General features: G+C 42.0%; 18 protein-coding genes and 1 riboswitch. Of the genes, 4 read left to right on the forward strand and 14 right to left on the reverse strand.

Annotated elements, in window-relative coordinates; all coding sequences use genetic code 11:
- Positions 1-45: 45 nt before the first annotated feature.
- Together bioD and ACO5E4_RS02830 are read right to left on the reverse strand one after the other, a co-directional pair.
- The gene (gene bioD, locus ACO5E4_RS02825; RefSeq protein WP_314953200.1) at positions 46-774 is read right to left on the reverse strand and encodes a dethiobiotin synthase; all 729 of its coding nucleotides are present in this window, start codon (positions 772-774) and stop codon (positions 46-48) included.
- A gap of 103 nt (positions 775-877) precedes the next feature.
- Complete coding sequence (locus ACO5E4_RS02830; protein WP_314953199.1) at positions 878-2,077, reverse strand: ROK family protein; 1,200 nt, start codon at positions 2,075-2,077, stop codon at positions 878-880.
- A 196-nt stretch (positions 2,078-2,273) separates the two neighbouring features.
- On the opposite strand from ACO5E4_RS02830, the gene asnS reads away from it, so the two are divergent.
- Positions 2,274-3,677 carry an asparagine--tRNA ligase gene (gene asnS, locus ACO5E4_RS02835; protein WP_314953198.1) on the forward strand — a complete coding sequence of 468 codons (1,404 nt, stop codon included), beginning with the start codon at positions 2,274-2,276 and terminating at the stop codon, positions 3,675-3,677.
- Between the two features lie 161 nt (positions 3,678-3,838).
- On the opposite strand, the gene ACO5E4_RS02840 is transcribed toward asnS, so the two are convergent.
- The 6 genes from ACO5E4_RS02840 to moaA form a co-directional block, all read right to left on the reverse strand.
- The gene (locus ACO5E4_RS02840; RefSeq protein WP_314953197.1) at positions 3,839-4,279 is read right to left on the reverse strand and encodes a ClpXP protease specificity-enhancing factor; all 441 of its coding nucleotides are present in this window, start codon (positions 4,277-4,279) and stop codon (positions 3,839-3,841) included.
- 11 nt (positions 4,280-4,290) lie between these two features.
- The gene (gene sspA, locus ACO5E4_RS02845; RefSeq protein WP_109858818.1) at positions 4,291-4,932 is read right to left on the reverse strand and encodes a stringent starvation protein SspA; all 642 of its coding nucleotides are present in this window, start codon (positions 4,930-4,932) and stop codon (positions 4,291-4,293) included.
- A 207-nt stretch (positions 4,933-5,139) separates the two neighbouring features.
- Positions 5,140-5,595, reverse strand: coding sequence for a molybdopterin synthase catalytic subunit MoaE (gene moaE / locus ACO5E4_RS02850; protein ID WP_314953196.1), 456 nt, complete (start codon positions 5,593-5,595; stop codon positions 5,140-5,142).
- Positions 5,596-5,841 (reverse strand): molybdopterin synthase sulfur carrier subunit, encoded by a 246-nt coding sequence (moaD, locus tag ACO5E4_RS02855; protein WP_314953195.1) that lies wholly within the window; start codon positions 5,839-5,841, stop codon positions 5,596-5,598. It lies immediately after the preceding gene.
- Positions 5,841-6,323: a cyclic pyranopterin monophosphate synthase MoaC gene (gene moaC / locus ACO5E4_RS02860; protein ID WP_485862012.1), complete on the reverse strand. Its 483-nt coding sequence runs from the start codon at positions 6,321-6,323 to the stop codon at positions 5,841-5,843. The genes moaD and moaC overlap by 1 nt, the downstream gene beginning before the upstream one ends.
- 52 nt (positions 6,324-6,375) lie before the next feature.
- Positions 6,376-7,389, reverse strand: a complete 1,014-nt coding sequence (gene moaA, locus ACO5E4_RS02865) for a GTP 3',8-cyclase MoaA (protein ID WP_485862013.1) — start codon at positions 7,387-7,389, stop codon at positions 6,376-6,378.
- Positions 7,378-7,539: riboswitch (molybdenum cofactor riboswitch) on the reverse strand. Its footprint overlaps the gene before it by 12 nt.
- Positions 7,540-7,765: 226 nt before the next feature.
- Between moaA and ACO5E4_RS02870 the strand changes: the two genes are divergently transcribed.
- Both ACO5E4_RS02870 and pepE read left to right on the forward strand, forming a co-directional pair.
- Positions 7,766-8,734: a gluconeogenesis factor YvcK family protein gene (locus ACO5E4_RS02870; RefSeq protein WP_485862014.1), complete on the forward strand. Its 969-nt coding sequence runs from the start codon at positions 7,766-7,768 to the stop codon at positions 8,732-8,734.
- 139 nt (positions 8,735-8,873) lie between these two features.
- Entirely contained in the window at positions 8,874-9,578 is a 705-nt protein-coding gene (pepE, locus tag ACO5E4_RS02875; protein WP_485862015.1) for a dipeptidase PepE, read from the forward strand.
- A 98-nt stretch (positions 9,579-9,676) separates the two neighbouring features.
- Here the strand turns inward: pepE and thiI are convergent, their stop codons facing one another.
- Both thiI and ACO5E4_RS02885 read right to left on the reverse strand, forming a co-directional pair.
- On the reverse strand, positions 9,677-11,125 hold the full coding sequence (thiI, locus tag ACO5E4_RS02880; protein ID WP_485862016.1) for a tRNA uracil 4-sulfurtransferase ThiI: 1,449 nt from the start codon (positions 11,123-11,125) through the stop codon (positions 9,677-9,679).
- A gap of 301 nt (positions 11,126-11,426) precedes the next feature.
- Complete coding sequence (locus tag ACO5E4_RS02885) at positions 11,427-12,203, reverse strand: MmcQ/YjbR family DNA-binding protein (protein WP_485862017.1); 777 nt, start codon at positions 12,201-12,203, stop codon at positions 11,427-11,429.
- 209 nt (positions 12,204-12,412) lie between these two features.
- On the opposite strand from ACO5E4_RS02885, the gene ACO5E4_RS02890 reads away from it, so the two are divergent.
- Positions 12,413-13,870, forward strand: coding sequence for a DASS family sodium-coupled anion symporter (locus tag ACO5E4_RS02890; protein ID WP_454905352.1), 1,458 nt, complete (start codon positions 12,413-12,415; stop codon positions 13,868-13,870).
- Between the two features lie 100 nt (positions 13,871-13,970).
- Here the strand turns inward: ACO5E4_RS02890 and truA are convergent, their stop codons facing one another.
- The 4 genes from truA to ACO5E4_RS02910 form a co-directional block, all read right to left on the reverse strand.
- A complete protein-coding gene (gene truA, locus ACO5E4_RS02895; protein WP_485862018.1) occupies positions 13,971-14,756 on the reverse strand; it encodes a tRNA pseudouridine(38-40) synthase TruA in 786 nt (261 codons plus the stop codon).
- 150 nt (positions 14,757-14,906) lie between these two features.
- Positions 14,907-15,299, reverse strand: a complete 393-nt coding sequence (rpsI, locus tag ACO5E4_RS02900; protein ID WP_005557091.1) for a 30S ribosomal protein S9 — start codon at positions 15,297-15,299, stop codon at positions 14,907-14,909.
- A 17-nt stretch (positions 15,300-15,316) separates the two neighbouring features.
- A complete protein-coding gene (gene rplM / locus ACO5E4_RS02905; RefSeq protein ID WP_006718336.1) occupies positions 15,317-15,745 on the reverse strand; it encodes a 50S ribosomal protein L13 in 429 nt (142 codons plus the stop codon).
- A gap of 241 nt (positions 15,746-15,986) precedes the next feature.
- The gene (locus tag ACO5E4_RS02910; RefSeq protein ID WP_454905356.1) at positions 15,987-16,583 is read right to left on the reverse strand and encodes a class I SAM-dependent methyltransferase; all 597 of its coding nucleotides are present in this window, start codon (positions 16,581-16,583) and stop codon (positions 15,987-15,989) included.
- Position 16,584 lies beyond the last annotated feature (1 nt).

The following is a 16,584-nucleotide window of genomic DNA, read 5'->3' on the forward strand; positions in this document are numbered from 1 at the left end:
TCACTAAAAATATCTTATTTCCTGACCGCACTTTATTCTACTGCATTAAGCAACCAACTCGGTTTTCATATAAGTTAAGCGATCTACGTTAGTAATAAAACGGCTTAAGTCTTGCTCTTCCGGTTTGTGAACATAAGAAACCTCGCCCAATAACGGGGCATCAATTTTTTGTTTCAAGGTTTCGATTACTTCTGCGTAATGCCCTAATCCAGGGTTAATTCGATTAGCTACCCACCCCAATAACGGCAATCCTTTATCAATAATCGATTGCACGGTTAATAAAGCATGGTTGATACACCCCTCTTTAATGCCTACCACAACAACAACCGGCATATGATGTTCAGCAACCCAATCGGCAAAACTGTAATCTTTATTAATTGGTGTTAGCCACCCAAACGAACCTTCAACAACAACTGATTGATATTTATCACGTAAATGAGCCAAGTCTTTATTTAATTTCTCAATATGAACCCGCTTACTGTCTTCTGTTAAGATAGGTACCGTGTGTAAAAACGTATAGCTATTCACTTCTTCATAACTAACGTTTTCTTCTGTACTCGCCATTAACGTTAATACATCAGGATTATCTTTCGTGTCATAGTCGCTATTTTCAGATAAATTATGTGGCGGATACATCATTTCATCCTGACCAAATGCAATAGGTTTATAGCCGACAACCTGCACACCCGCTTTTTGTAAGGCCTGCATAATTGCCCGACTTACCACAGTTTTCCCTACATTTGTGTCAGTTCCGGTAACAAAAAAACTACTCATTAATATCCCCTTTTTCATATGATTTCTAGAATTCTAAGAGAATTTATAATGAGTAGTATTGAGCTAAAACAAATTTGCTGAATTTATTTACGATTTATTCCTGTTATTCCAAACTGGTTAACAAAGTGCCATCATAAATTCCCTGTTTAATTGCGGCAGCGGCGACGATCGGACTATTCCATTCATATTTACCCATTACCACTTCTGCTACCTTTACATGAGGAAAATAAGCTGCAAGTTTTTGATTGAGTTCTTCAAGTAAAACATCTTTAACAATCAACATACTAGAGTTGAGCATGATTTTCTCTGCAGAAAAAATATGAAGGAGATTCATCAAAATATAAGCTAAACAATCTGTTAAATGATCCAAAATTCGTAACGCTGTCTTATCTTGCCGAATAATATTTCTACACAAGAACTTAATTTTTTCGGCATTTGTGGAAAAATGATTATTTGGGTACAACAAATCAATAAGCTGAATAATTGCCCTGTGAGTAATTTGATGCTGTACTTGATAACGCTCTACTTCAGGTAAACCACGATTAATTAAGGCCTGTAACTCATTTAATCTAGGAACGACTAAGTGATTAATATTAATTCTCTCATGCTCTCGATTAAATAAAATATTCCCTTCTGATAATACGTTAAAATTAACTTCATCATCTAATTGGATAAACAAAGCATCATCACAATTAATTGCATTACCTAAAGTAGATTCAGCTAATAACCAAGTTTTAAAATACTCTGAAATTAAAATAGGAACATCAAAATAAGGTGAAAATAACATTCTAAGATTTAATTGATTAAATCTCTGACTTCCTAACTTTATTAGGTTGCCGTCTTTATCCAATTCCCCACCAACAGTCACTGAAAATGTAATTAAATTTGATAATCCTTTTGTTTTATTAAGAAAGTGTTCAATGCTATTTACTAAAAAATCATCTAGTGTTGACAACGTATTTATTGATAGAGGGAAAATTTTTTGTTTAACAATAACACCATTAAGCTCGCTAAGCGTTATTTCAAAACGATCTTCCATCAAAGTTGCACATAAGGACTGCCAATAAATTGGAGAGACACATAATGCTATTGCCGGTCGTCCACGATTGTCTGTGTTACGCACCGTTTTTTCCATAATTAAATGCTTTTCTATGAGATCACGCGTAAGAGATGTAATCGTCGCGGGAGCAAATCCGGAAAGTTTTGAAAGTTCAATACGGGAAATTTCTTCAAATTGTTCAATTAAACGGTAAATTCTGCCTAATTGAATTAAACGTGAGGGTGTTTTTTCTTCCTTATTCATTCAATGCATCCATATTTATTATCATCATCAATTTGATGAACGTAGTTATACCAGTTAGCACTTTTTACTCAAGAAATTTGCGTTAAATCTGCGCCTCCTGTCACAAAAATAAAAACCACCGTCTAGATTTTTGAAAATTTTCGAACTTGAGGTAAACTAACGCGGTTTCTAAAAATGCATTAATTCTGAGGTATATATGACAAAAATTGCATCAATTGTAGATGTACTACAAGGCAAAATTGCAATTGGCGAAAAAGTGACTGTACGCGGTTGGGTACGCACCCGTCGCGATTCCAAAGCAGGCCTATCTTTCCTTGCCGTTTATGACGGTTCTTGCTTTGCACCCATCCAAGCCATCGTAAATAATGATATCGTTAATTATGAATCTGAAGTATTGCGTTTAACTACCGGTTGTTCCGTTATTGTAACAGGGACGGTGGTTGAATCGCCGGCTGAAGGCCAAGCCGTTGAGTTACAAGCAGAGAAGGTGGAAGTTACCGGCTGGGTCGAAGATCCGGAAACCTACCCAATGGCAGCAAAACGCCATTCAATCGAATATTTACGTGAAGTAGCACACCTTCGCCCTCGCACGAATATTATCGGTGCCGTTGCTCGTGTACGTCATTGTTTGGCTCAAGCCATTCATCGCTTCTTCCATGAGCAAGGTTTCTACTGGGTGGCAACGCCGTTAATCACCGCTTCCGATACAGAAGGCGCAGGCGAAATGTTCCGCGTTTCTACGTTAGATTTAGAAAACTTGCCACGCACAGATAAAGGTGCGGTGGATTTTAGCCAAGATTTCTTTGGTAAAGAATCATTCTTAACTGTATCCGGTCAATTAAACGGTGAAACTTACGCTTGTGCATTAAGTAAAATCTATACATTTGGCCCAACATTCCGCGCCGAAAACTCAAATACTACGCGCCATTTAGCGGAATTCTGGATGATTGAACCGGAAGTGGCTTTTGCAACACTCGCCGACAACGCAAAACTTGCCGAAGATATGTTGAAATATGTTTTCCGTGCAGTTTTATCTGAGCGTCGCGATGATTTAGAATTCTTTGCTAAGCATGTGGACAGTGATGTTATTAATCGTTTGGAACGTTTCATTCATTCCGATTTCGCCCAAGTAGATTACACCGATGCCATTGAGATTTTATTGAAATCCGGCAAAACCTTTGAATTCCCGGTTTCTTGGGGTATCGATCTTTCTTCCGAACATGAACGCTATTTAGCGGAAGAATATTTCAAATCGCCTGTTGTGGTGAAAAACTATCCAAAAGACATTAAAGCCTTCTATATGCGTTTAAACGATGACGGAAAAACTGTTGCTGCGATGGATGTGTTAGCACCGGGAATCGGTGAAATCATCGGTGGTTCACAACGTGAAGAGCGTTTAGATGTATTGGATAAACGCATGGAAGAAATGGGCTTAAATCCTGAAGATTATTGGTGGTACCGTGATTTACGCCGTTATGGCACCGTACCGCATTCCGGCTTTGGTTTAGGTTTTGAACGGTTGATTGTTTATGTCACCGGTTTACAAAACATTCGTGATGTGATTCCATTCCCGCGGGCACCACGCAACGCAAACTTCTAATTTAAAAGTAAATAAAATCGCCTTGTTGAATTAACAAGGCGATTTTTTATAGCCAGAAAAACAGGTTTAAAATTGACCGCGCCTTTGATGCTTTGAATAACAAAAAAGATACCTAAGTGCGGTATCTTTTTTCAATATTTTTTAATCTGATGATCGAGCAACTATTTCACAATGCGTAAGTGAGAGGTGGATTTCGTTGCCTTTTTCGGTTTATCCGTTTTATCGACAGCTTTCTCAAAGCCAATCGGTTGCTCTTCGACTTGCTCCGACGGCTCATAAGCCTCTTCAGGCTCAAACATCACGCCATCGCCATTCTCTCGCGCATAAATAGCAAGTGCTGCACCTAGCGGAATGTAAATATCCTGCGGCACACCACGAAAACGGGCATTAAATTGAATAAAATCATTGGTTAGCTGTAAATTTCCGGTCGCATTTGCGGACAAGTTCAATACGATTTGTCCATCTTTGACATACTCCACCGGCACTTTCACGCCCCAGTAAGTGGCATCAACTACCAGATACGGAGTGAATTCATTATCAACCAACCAATCGTAATAAGCCCTTAATAAATAAGGACGTTTCGGAGATGATTTATATTCCATCCAGTCGCCTATTATTTTTCATCCATTAAGTTTTTGGGCGCTAATTCACCCACGGATTGCAAGAAAGAATCACGTTCAAAAATGCGAGACATATAAGCTTTTATCGCTTTGCTGCCTGCACCATTGAATTCGACACCTAATTCCTGCATACGCCATAGCAGTGGTGCCACATAGCAGTCAATTAAACTAAATTCATCACTCATAAAATAAGTGCTCTGATTAAAAATCGGCGCAATCGCAAGAATTTCTTCTTTCAATTGTTTTAAGGCATTCGCACGTTCAGTTTCAGAAGCAGCATTCTGAGCGATTTCTAATGTTGGATACCAATCTTGCTCAATTCGTAACATTAACAAGCGGCTTTTTCCGCGAGCCACCGGATAAACTGGCATTAATGGCGGATGCGGGAAACGCTCGTCCAAATATTCCATAATGATGCGAGAATTAAATAGCACTAAATCACGATCAACTAGCGTAGGCACAGTACCGTACGGATTGAGCTCCATTAAGTCTTCTGATAATGCTTGCGGATCTACAATTTCCGTTTCATAAGCTACGCCTTTCTCAGCCAACACAATGCGCACTTGGTGACAATAAATATCGGTTTTATTTGAAAATAGCGTCATCACAGAACGTTTATTTGCAGAACTTGTCATCTATTCCTCCGACGACTTGGTAATAATTGAAATATTCAACCGATATGCCTCATATCGGGAAAAATGGTCGACTATTCTAACATAAAGCGTCACGTCTTTTCCAAGGAAAGGCATGATATTTTATTTTTAATAAGCATAAAAAAATCCGTTTTATAAAAAACGGATTTTTCTTTTTCAAATACGCATAAATAAAATCAATGAAATCTCTTATTTCCACTTATCGGCAGCCGCATAATCACTGTCGCGACCTTCAATCCAACGCTCCCCTTTTTCGGTTTGTTCTTTTTTCCAAAAAGGGGCTTTGGTTTTCAAATAATCCATAATAAATTCATTGGCGTGATACGCATCGCCACGATGCGCAGATGCGGTTCCCACCAACACAATTTCATCACCAGTGTTCAATTCACCTACACGATGAATGATGGAAATCTTTTGTAAATCCCACCGCGCTTTTGCCTGTTGCGCAATGTCCATCAAGGCGTTATGCGTCATCGCCGGATAATGTTCCAAATACAAACTGCTGACTTCATCCCCTAAGTTCATATCACGCACTTTGCCCACAAACATTACCGTAGCACCAACCGAATTTTCTTCGCTTAACCAACGATAAACAGCATTTTGATCGAAGGTCTGCTCTTGCACGGAAATTTGAATATCGTTCATTTAGCCTCCGGTCACCGGTGGGAAAAACGCAATTTCATCGCCATTTTTGACCGCACTTTCTAACGGCATTAAGGTTTGATTGATAGCCACCAAAAGTTTATCCGATTGCAATGCCAACGCCCATTTATCACCTTTCGCCACAAGATGTTGACGTAATTCTTCTACCGTGGCGAAATTTTCGTTCACTTCAATGGCATCCAAACCGATTAATTCTCGCGTTTGGGCAAAAAATAAAACGCGTAACATTATTTCTCCTCCGCAATAAAATGCCCGGATTTTCCACCGCTCTTTTCCAACAAACGCACCGTTTCAATTACCATGTCTTTTTGCACCGCTTTGCACATATCGTAAATAGTTAATGCGGCCACGCTTGCCGCCGTTAACGCTTCCATTTCCACACCGGTTTTACCGCTCAATTTACACAGGCTTTCAATGCGGACTTGATGGGTTTCAGGAAGTGCGGTCAAACTCACTTCGACTTTAGAAAGTAAAAGAGGATGACACAGCGGAATCAGTTCCCAAGTGCGTTTTGCAGCTTGAATACCGGCAATTCGGGCGGTCGCAAACACATCACCTTTGTGATGTTGTCCGGAGAGAATCATTTGTAAGGTTTCTGGCGCCATACGAACATAAGCTTCAGCACGCGCCTCGCGAACGGTGTCGGCTTTGGCGGAAACATCCACCATATTCGCCTCGCCATTCGCATTAATGTGAGTCAATGTGGTCATGATAATTTAAAAGTGCGGTTGGTTTTCTTGATGTTTTCAGTATCGACGTAAATTAACCGCCGATACTGGCTAAATGGTTACGCACGCCACTATCGCCGACATGCAGATAATGGTGTTCACGCTTACCTTGTAACGCAGAGAAAATTCTTGATTGCAAAAGCATTTGTTGCTCATCAGACTGTAACAAATCACGCAAATCAATGCCTTCTTCACCAAATAAGCAAAGGTGTAATTTCCCTTTAGCAGAAACTCTCAAACGGTTACAGCTGGCGCAGAAATTTTTCTCATAAGGCATGATTAAGCCGATTTCGCCCAGATAATCCGGGTGACGGAAAACTTTTGCCGGACCGTCAGAACGGCCTTTCATTTGTAATTGCCAGCCCTCACGCAAGAGTTTCTGTTCTAAAATCTGTCCCGATAAATGATGTTTTTGGAAGAAAGAATTCATTTCACCGGTTTGCATCAACTCGATGAAACGCATTTGAATCGGTTTATTTTTAATCCATGCCAAGAAACCGGAAAAGTCTTTATCATTCAAATCTTTCATCAATACAGAATTGACTTTGACTTTTTGATAGCCGCATTCGAAGGCGCGATCAATGCCCCGCATAATGTCATCAAATTTATCGACACCGGTAATACGCTGGAACATTCTGGCATCAAGGCTATCCACACTGACGTTAATGGACGTCACACCGGCTTGTTTCCAATCTGCGACATCTTTAAACAGGCGAAAACCGTTTGTGGTCAGTGCGATTTGTTTAATGCCGTCAATATGGCGAATGCTTTCGACAATCGGCAGGAAGTCTTTACGTAAGGTTGGTTCGCCACCGGTAATACGGACTTTTTCCGTTCCCATCACCGCAAAGCTACTAACCAAGCGGCGAATTTCGTCCAAGGTTAAAAAACTCGGCTTATTAGGTTCAGGCTGATAGCCGTCAGGTAGGCAATAATTGCAACGGAAATTACACATATCGGTAATCGACAGTCGCAAATAGTAGTATTCACGCTGGAACGAATCAACGAGTTGAGCCGCGCCAACATTTTTGATTGGAATGGTTTGCATTTGACACCTTTCTAAAAACGGAGAGGATAAATCGTTTCCAACGTATCCCTGAATAATACCGACTTCGTATTATTGGCATTACCACCCTATTTTGTGTTCAACACATTGTGCGCAAAACGTAGGTGAGTAAGCTCGGAGTTACATGCGGTTAATAAATTTTGCAGCATTGTAAAAGATTCACGAAAACAAAAGCAATCAATTAATTTGATCTAGGTTATAAATTCATAAAATTCTTTAAAATCAATTATATATAAATTTATATAGCGTTAATAAAACACCCAAAAACAATGACTAATATACCTAATAATAATTACCAATCTGTACAGGCTCATAAAGCAGGTTATAATTGCGCACGAAAATTGATAAGGGAAATAAGATGGCGGATTTTAAAGGATATCAACAATACGAAAATTTAAGCACACTCAAAAAAGTCGTCGCTATTGGTGGCGGGCATGGACTCGGCCGCGTGATGTCTTCTTTAAGTTTTTTGAGAGAACGTCTTACCTCTATTGTCACCACCACCGATAACGGCGGTTCAACCGGCCGAATTCGCACCAATCAGGGTGGCATTGCCTGGGGGGACTTACGTAACTGCTTAAATCAAATCATCACGGAACCAAGCACCGCCTCTGCACTGTTTGAATATCGTTTTCATGGCAACGGTGAATTAGCCGGACATAATCTCGGCAATCTCATGCTCAAAGCGCTAGAAGATATGCATATTCGCCCAACGGAAGCAGTCAATCTTATTCGTGAGTTATTGCATGTAAAATCTTTTATCATCCCGATGTCAGAACAACCAGTACATCTCGCAGCCGTATTAAACGGCGGCAACAGCGTGGTTGGCGAAGTCAGCGTCGATAGCTTAACTGAGCTACCCAAATCCATTTTTCTTGTGCCTTACGTCACCGCCACACCGGAAGCAATTCAAGCGCTAAAAGAAGCCGAGCTGATTTTATTTGGCCCCGGTAGTTTCCTCACCAGCATTATGCCGCCCATTCTTCTACCGGAAATTACCGAACAGCTTCGACAAAGCAAAGCAAAAAAGATCTTTATTGATAATTTAGGTATCGAACACAGCCCGGCATCCAGTCTTTCTCTTGCTGATCGCATTCACTGGATCAATGAAACCGTTGGTCAACCTATTATCGATGGTGCGATTGTACCGTTTAATGCTGTACAAAATAGCCAACCTATGGAGATCAAAATCCTTGCGGGCCGCCTTAATGCAGACGATATTTCCTATCGCCATGACCGCGCGCTCCTCTGCTCCGCTATCGATGAACTTCTAGGCGAACTCTTAGCATCGCCAGAGGAAGAACATTCCGAACCCACCTCGCTTTAATAAAAAGTGCGGTGAAAAAACAGCGATAATTTTCACCGCACTTAAATCCTTACACAGATCACAAAATTCACATTTTTTGCTTAATAAAAACGCGCAAGTCAGCATAATGGTAAAGGTTATTTCATCAGGAGATTTTACTATGCAAAAAATGTTACTACTTAGCGGTTCTCGCTATGGCAATACAGGCTATTTGGAACATGCCATTCCGTGGTTACAGGATTTTTTATCAGCATACCAAGGCAAGAAAATCGCCTTTGTGCCTTACGCAGGCGTGCGTCAAACCAACGATCAATACGAACAAAAAGTGCAACAAGTTCTGGCGCCCTTAAATATGGAAATTCAGTCAGTACATCATGGCAAACCGCACCGCGCCATTATTGAACAAGCAGATGTGATCGCCATTGGTGGCGGAAATACGTTTTGTTTGATAAAGCAAATGTATGAACATGATTTATTGGACATTATTCGTGAAAAAGTGAAAAGCGGCACGCCCTATTTCGGTTGGAGCGCAGGCGCCAATATGGCGAGCAAATCCATTATGACCACCAACGATATGCCTATCACGTATCCGCCATCTTTTGATGCGCTTAATCTGTTCCCTTATCAAATTAACCCGCACTTCATTTCTGGCAAAATGCCGGGGCATAACGGGGAAAGCCGTGAAGAACGTTTTGAGGAATTTTTATTGGTGAACCCGACGGCACAAATTTACGCCATGCCGGAAGGAACCGCGTTTTTAATTAACGGAAATCAGGTGAAAATACTGGGTGAACATAATATTGTGCATTTCGGTAAAAACATGCAGCGCCGTGACATTCCTGCCGGTTCGGTGTTTGAAATCTGATTATGAATAAAAAAGTGCGGTCGGTTTTCAGTTTGTTTTTCGGATGTGAAAAACGTTTTGAAAATCGACCGCACTTTTACTGGAACGATTAAAGAGAATTATTTCTTAAACACGCTCACATTATTAAAACCGCTTTCTTTTAAATACAGCGCCTGCAACTTACTCATCACGCCACGCTCGCAATACAACACATAATGCTTGCTTTGATCCAACTCGGCGAATTGACCGGAAAGTTTATAGAACGGCAGCAGAATCATTGCTTGATTTTCAATGTGTAACGGGTTTTCGTCAATTTCTTCCGGGCTACGAATATCAATGATCACATCATTTTCCCCTAACACGGACACGGCATCCACGGAAACAACTTCTTTCTCCGTTTGCTCGGCAATTTGACGAATATCTAAATATTGCGCATTTTCCACCGCACTTTCCAACACGGCAAAATTGAAATTGCCTTCTTCCTGTTCAATTTTCGCTTTTATCGCTTTCACTGTCGGATTTTTTGAAATCACGCCGCAAAATTCCGGCATGGATTTGGCGATATCATCGGTACCGATGTGTTTTGCCATGGCGATGATTTTTTCTTTGTCGTGTGTAATTAACGGGCGTAACACCAACACGTCAGCGGCTTCATCAATTAAACGTAAATTGGTTAAGGTTTGGCTGGAAACCTGTCCTAGCGCTTCCCCTGTCACAATTGCCTGAATGTCGAAACGTTGCGCGATTTTGGACGCCGCGCGCACCATCATGCGTTTAAGCACCACGCCCATTTGCCCGTTATCCACGTTTTCCAGGATCTCGCCTACCACGCCTTCAAAATTGATTGCCACGAAACGCACTTTGTGAGAACTACCATAACGTTGCCAAATGTGATACGCCATTTGTTTTACGCCAATTTCGTGTGCTGCGCCGCCTAAATTAAAGAAGCAATAATGCACGCGTGAACCACGACGTAACAACATATAACTGGATATGCCGGAGTCAAATCCGCCGGAAATGAGCGACAACACATCTTCCTGCGTGCCAATCGGATAACCGCCGATGCCTTCATAACGAGCACGCACCAGCATCATTTTGTCGTCTTCAATTTCAATACGCACCGTCACATCCGGATTTTTCAGTTGCACTTTGGCGCTGGCAATATGTTGATTCAATCCGCCACCGATGTAACGCTCAGCTTCCAGTGAATTAAATTCATGTTTGCCTTTACGTTTTACTCGCACGCAAAAGGTCTTATTTTCTAATTGGGATGCCACATCCGACAGTGTTTGCTCAAAAATCTCATGCAAGTTCGCGAAGGGTTTCTCTTCTACTTGCAAAAAATGGTGAATGCCCGGAATGCGTTGTAATTGCTCGATAAGCATCGGTAAATTTGCGTCGATTTTCGACCGCACCTCGATGTAATCCCAATGCTTTATTACCGCGACTGTATCATCATATTTTGTTAATACATTACGGATATTGCTGGTCAGAATTTTCACGAACCGTTTCCGCACGGATTCGCTTTTAATCATAATTTCAGGAAATAATTTGACGATAAATTTCATGCTAATTCACTTTTTATCCAATAGAAAAATGCGGCGTATTTTAGCAGATAGCGCAGAAATTACCATGCTGCGGGTTGTTCATTAACAAGAACAACTTATTTGCTTTATTACTTAATCTCATTTTCTGACCTTACGTAGAAAAAGGAGAAAACAGATAACAAAAGATCTTAATGTCTTTGACAAACACTACTGTTGATTAATCAACGGCAAATGGACTAATAGCTCAGAAGGCAACACCTTAACTGCACATAACTCTGCATGATTTTATCCCGTCAAAGTGCGGTTTATTTTTAATGTGTTTTTACTTTTCGCTAGCATCACCAGTCAACAGTGCAATTTCCTGTTTTAGTGCATAAGGCATATGCCGTGGTCCGCGTACGGCAGTGACACCAAATTTCCCCATTTTCGCGCGTGGAATGAGGCTTTTATCATATTCTTTCAAGCAACGAATTTTCATCACCCGCTTCACCTGTAAATTATCCGTACGTTTTTGGTGATAGGGAATGTTTACCTCCAACACCAAACATTGATAACGAATCGCCCCTATAGGTTCAGTGACGTACAGATACACAATATCATCTACCGCAATATTGTTACTCTGCTTCCAGTAAATTTCTCCGCCTTCGCGCAAGTCTTTCTCCACATCGTAATATTTCGGGTTGGCTGGCACGATCCATTCCGTATAACGGACGATCCCCAGTTGCTTCTTCACTTGTCGTGTAGCGGTCAGATCAAAACTGGCATTTAATAAAAACAATATAGTGTCTTTTTCTACGGAGCCATCTAACAACACCGTCAGCCAATGATTTTTATTCATGTGGTACGCCGGTAGGAAACCGGCTTGCGGCAAAAATACGCTTAGCATTTCAGGGGAACATTTCACGTTCATTACCGCCAATTTCCCTGCGCCGCTTAGCCCTAATGACGATTTTTCGACATTCATCACAATGGCATACCATTTTCGATTATCAGCATGACGCAACACCGCATAATCCGGATGGGTCTTCCACAAATATTCCGGTTTAGTGCCATATTGGGTGAAGACATACTCGAAAACTTGTTGGGTTAGCTCAGCCATTCCATGTTCCTCTTATTACTTTGATAACATCATTTTACGCCAATTTAATCCTCAAAATAAAAGACATTAATTTCCACATCATTATTGTGCTTTTTAGCTCAACAGGCATATTATATTCCTTGAGAAAGGACTCAATTTAATCATATGAATAATGGATTATTCACCGCAGAGAGCAATCTCACTCTAATTAATAAACTCGGAGGAGTTATATGGAAGGGAAAACAATTGCGCCAATTGAAGTAAAAATGGGCTTCAAATGGCAAGGGTTACTGCTTTCAGTGATTGTCGGGATGGCAATTTGGTTGATTCCGATACCGGAAGGCCTTTCTGCCAAAGCATGGGGTATGCTTGCCCTCTTTGTTGCCACGATTGTGGCGATTATCGCCAAAGCCATGCCCATGGGCGCGGCAACATTGGTCGCACTCGTCATTAGCGGTTTAACCGGTTTAACACCATTATCTCCCGCCAAAGGGGAAGTGGGCATGTTATCCGGTTTTTCCAACGGAACCATTTGGTTAATCGCCATTGCGATGTTTTTATCTCGAGCAGTCATCAAAACCGGATTGGGAAAACGCATTGCCCTCTATTTTGTCGCACGTTTCGGTAAAAAAATGATGGGCGTTGCTTATGGTATCGCACTAGCCGATGTGGTCATTGGCCCGGGGATTCCGTCTGCTTCTGCGCGTGGCGGCGGTATCATGTATCCCATCATGCAATCCATCGCTGACGCCTACGATTCCAAACCGGGCCCAACCGCCAGACGTGCCGGTGCATTTCTTGCCATTGCCGTATCACAAATTGACACTATCGTGTGTACCATGTTCCTCACCGCGATGGCAGGCAACCCGTTAATCGCAGAACTTGCCAAAGGTCAAGGCGTTGAAATTACGTGGATGACGTGGTTCTTAGGCGCGATCGTGCCGGGTGTTATCAGTTTGATCCTATTGCCTTATTTCGTCTATTTGATTTACCCGCCTGAACTCAAAGACACACCGAAAATGGCAGAAATGGCGCGTGAAGAATTACATAATATGGGGCCAATGAGCAAAGCAGAATGGATTTTGGCGCTTGATTTCATCTTATTGTTGTTCTTATGGACCGTAGGTGATTTGGTCTTCCATATTCCGGCAACAGTTTCCGCCTTTATCGGTTTGGTGATTTTATTACTGACCAACATCATGAGTTGGAAAAATATCGTTGCTGAAACCACCGCATGGGACACCATGTTTTGGTTTGCAGTTTTGGTGATGATGGCAAATGCGTTGAATAAATACGGTGCTATTGCTTGGATTTCCAGCCATATTTCCTCCTCGGTGGGGGCATTCAGTTGGCCGGTTGCCTTTACGATTTTAGTCTTAGTGTATTTCTACACTCGCTACTTTTTCGCGTCTGCCATGGCGCATATTTCCGCCATGTATTTAGCATTCGTTGCGGCAGCTATTGCCGTTGGCACACCACCGATTATTGCTGCCCTCGGCTTAGGTTATACCTCTACCCTCTCAATGAGCTTAACCCAATACGCCGGCGGCCCTGGCCCGGCCCTCTATGGTTCCGGTTATAACTCAACCGGCCAATGGTGGGGCGTTAGTTTCGCCACCTCCATTGTGTCACTGATTATCTGGTTTGGTGTCGGTGGCTTATGGATGAAATTATTAGGTTGGTGGTAACTACATTGCGCTTTATCGCTCACCTAAAATTCTTATAAAAAAATGACCGCACTTTATTTTTCAAGCTAAAGTGCGGTCACTTTTTTCAGTATTTTTTAAATTAATCTGCGAGAAATAATGGTCCCATTGGCATTTTTGGCAAGGCAAATCGGTCGGGATAAAGCACCTTCACTAAATACAACCCCTCCGGCTTAGCTGTCGGTGCGGCGAGAGTGCGATCTTTTTGCGCCAACAACCAAGCTAACCATTCCACTGGTTGATTGCCGCAACCCACTTCAATCAAGCTCCCCACAATATTACGCACCATGTGATGAACAAACGCGTTTGCTTGAATATCCACGATGATATATTGCCCTTGGCGAGTGACGTTTAAATGATGCACATTGCGCCACGGCGTGTTGGATTGACATTGCGCAGCACGGAAAGAACTAAAATCATTTTCACCGAGCAACGCTTGCCCTGCTTGGTGCATTAATTGATGATCGAGTTCCAAATGACAATGCGTCACGCCTTGCGGCAAAATGGCTGAACGCAGTTTATTACAATATAAAATGTAACGATAACGACGGGCGGTAGCGCTAAAACGGGCATGAAAATCATCATCAACCACTTTCGCCCATCGCACAGCAATATCATCGGGTAAATTCGCATTGACACCAAAACTCCAGGCTTTCTCAGTACGATGAGCAGTCGTTTCAAAGTGAATCACTTGCCCTGAGGCATGTACACCGGAATCCGTACGGCCTGCACAGAAAATACTGATATCTTCATTGGCAACGGTAGAAATCGCCCGTTCCAGTTCAGCCTGTATGCTGGCCACTTTTTCTTGTTTCTGCCAACCGAAATACTGTTTTCCGTCGTATTCCACACCTAATGCAATTTTCATGTTCTACTCTGATTTTACTTAAAACGGCATGCATTATAACAAGGCTTGGTTAATCTCAAAAACATTCTAAAAACCCACCGCACTTTTGCTGAATTTCACACATAAAAAAAGCAGAGATTGCTCTCTGCTTTTTGGAAAAACGTATAAAAATTAACGTTTGGAGTATTGTGGACGACGACGTGCTTTGTGTAAACCCACTTTTTTACGTTCAACGCGACGTGCGTCACGAGTAACGAAGCCTGCTGCACGAAGTGCTGGGCGTAAGGTTTCATCGTATTCCATCAATGCACGGGTAATACCATGACGGATTGCACCCGCTTGACCGGAAATACCACCACCTTTAACAGTGATGTATAGGTCTAATTTATCAGTTAATTCAACCAATTCTAACGGTTGACGAACTACCATGCGAGCAGTTTCGCGACCGAAATATACGTCTAATTCACGTTGGTTGATGGTGATCTTACCATTGCCCGGTTTGATAAATACACGAGCTGAAGAGCTTTTGCGGCGACCTGTGCCGTAGTTTTGATTCTCTGCCATATCCTAAAACCTCGTGATTAAATATCTAAGACTTGTGGTTGTTGTGCAGCGTGTTGGTGTTCAGCACCTGCGTACACTTTTAATTTACGGAACATTGCACGGCCTAATGGACCTTTTGGCAACATACCTTTAACCGCAATTTCAATCACTGCTTCAGGACGGCGTGCGATCATTTCTTTGAAAGTCGCTTGTTTGATACCGCCTACATAGCCTGTGTGCCAGTAGTAAATTTTATCGCTGTCTTTGTTACCGGTTACAGCAACTTTGTCCGCGTTGATAACGATGATGTAATCACCTGTGTCAACGTGCGGAGTATATTCAGCTTTATGTTTACCACGAAGACGACGCGCTAATTCAGTCGCCAAACGACCTAAAGTTTTACCTGTCGCATCTACTACATACCAGTCGCGTTTAACCGTTTCTGGTTTTGCTACAAAAGTTTTCATTAATTAATTACCAATATAATAATATTAATACCCAGTGCTTAAAAAAGCACAACCAGTTATCTTAATCTTCACCCCTTCGAGTGCGATCTCGACAAAATAATGCGCGGTGGGAATCCGCAGCATTCACAGGGTCGGGCGATTATACAGAAAATTTCACCGAAAAGCTAACGGTTTTACAGGAAAAATACGATAAATTTTGACCGCACTTTGTCTTTTTATTCTTCACTATCAAATAAAAAATCTAGGGTTTGCGCCCTAAAAGACAAATCACGGAACTGGCGCCAACATGACGGCTACCTTCATTCATTTCTCGCACATCATGCTCTGCCAATAGCCATTCCAGCCCCAATAATGCTTGTTGCATCTCCTCCAAGGTGCCGAGCATTTCAACATGACTAGGCCCGCCGGTGCCATAACGAAGTTGATCAGGATGATAAAAGACGCCGGCAAACAAGCCGCCCGGTTGCAAGGCATTCACAATGCGTTGCATGACTTGAGTCCGTTCCGGCTCCATAAAATGACAGAAAACAGACGTAATCACCGCATAATGCGCCGTGGGCATCGTCATTTCGGCAATATTGGCTAATCTCGTTGTGAACGGTACCTGATACCGATGCGCCAACACTTGCGCTTTTCGCAATCCAACTTGAGAGAGATCCACACCTTCCGTTTCTAATCCGTGGCGGGCTAAAAAGATGCCATTGCGCCCTTCCCCTGTGGCAAGATCTAAGGCTCTTCCCGAGGTTGGCAAGTAAGGCTGAATTCTAGCGATAAATTCATTGGGTTCCGTGCCAAAAATATATTCTTCCGTTTGATAACGCTCATCCCATTTTGTCATA

This window comes from Aggregatibacter sp. (assembly GCF_057314075.1).

Bases quoted from the DNA above. Each gene is read 5' to 3' on its own strand.
- bioD (WP_314953200.1), bottom strand. From the start codon at position 774: ATGAGTAGTTTTTTTGTTACCGGAACTGACACAAATGTAGGGAAAACT.
- ACO5E4_RS02830 (WP_314953199.1), bottom strand. From the start codon at position 2,077: ATGAATAAGGAAGAAAAAACACCCTCACGTTTAATTCAATTAGGCAGA.
- asnS (WP_314953198.1), top strand. From the start codon at position 2,274: ATGACAAAAATTGCATCAATTGTAGATGTACTACAAGGCAAAATTGCA.
- ACO5E4_RS02840 (WP_314953197.1), bottom strand. From the start codon at position 4,279: ATGGAATATAAATCATCTCCGAAACGTCCTTATTTATTAAGGGCTTAT.
- sspA (WP_109858818.1), bottom strand. From the start codon at position 4,932: ATGACAAGTTCTGCAAATAAACGTTCTGTGATGACGCTATTTTCAAAT.
- moaE (WP_314953196.1), bottom strand. From the start codon at position 5,595: ATGAACGATATTCAAATTTCCGTGCAAGAGCAGACCTTCGATCAAAAT.
- moaD (WP_314953195.1), bottom strand. From the start codon at position 5,841: ATGTTACGCGTTTTATTTTTTGCCCAAACGCGAGAATTAATCGGTTTG.
- moaC (WP_485862012.1), bottom strand. From the start codon at position 6,323: ATGACCACATTGACTCACATTAATGCGAATGGCGAGGCGAATATGGTG.
- moaA (WP_485862013.1), bottom strand. From the start codon at position 7,389: ATGCAAACCATTCCAATCAAAAATGTTGGCGCGGCTCAACTCGTTGAT.
- ACO5E4_RS02870 (WP_485862014.1), top strand. From the start codon at position 7,766: ATGGCGGATTTTAAAGGATATCAACAATACGAAAATTTAAGCACACTC.
- pepE (WP_485862015.1), top strand. From the start codon at position 8,874: ATGCAAAAAATGTTACTACTTAGCGGTTCTCGCTATGGCAATACAGGC.
- thiI (WP_485862016.1), bottom strand. From the start codon at position 11,125: ATGAAATTTATCGTCAAATTATTTCCTGAAATTATGATTAAAAGCGAA.
- ACO5E4_RS02885 (WP_485862017.1), bottom strand. From the start codon at position 12,203: ATGGCTGAGCTAACCCAACAAGTTTTCGAGTATGTCTTCACCCAATAT.
- ACO5E4_RS02890 (WP_454905352.1), top strand. From the start codon at position 12,413: ATGGAAGGGAAAACAATTGCGCCAATTGAAGTAAAAATGGGCTTCAAA.
- truA (WP_485862018.1), bottom strand. From the start codon at position 14,756: ATGAAAATTGCATTAGGTGTGGAATACGACGGAAAACAGTATTTCGGT.
- rpsI (WP_005557091.1), bottom strand. From the start codon at position 15,299: ATGGCAGAGAATCAAAACTACGGCACAGGTCGCCGCAAAAGCTCTTCA.
- rplM (WP_006718336.1), bottom strand. From the start codon at position 15,745: ATGAAAACTTTTGTAGCAAAACCAGAAACGGTTAAACGCGACTGGTAT.
- ACO5E4_RS02910 (WP_454905356.1), bottom strand. From the start codon at position 16,583: ATGACAAAATGGGATGAGCGTTATCAAACGGAAGAATATATTTTTGGC.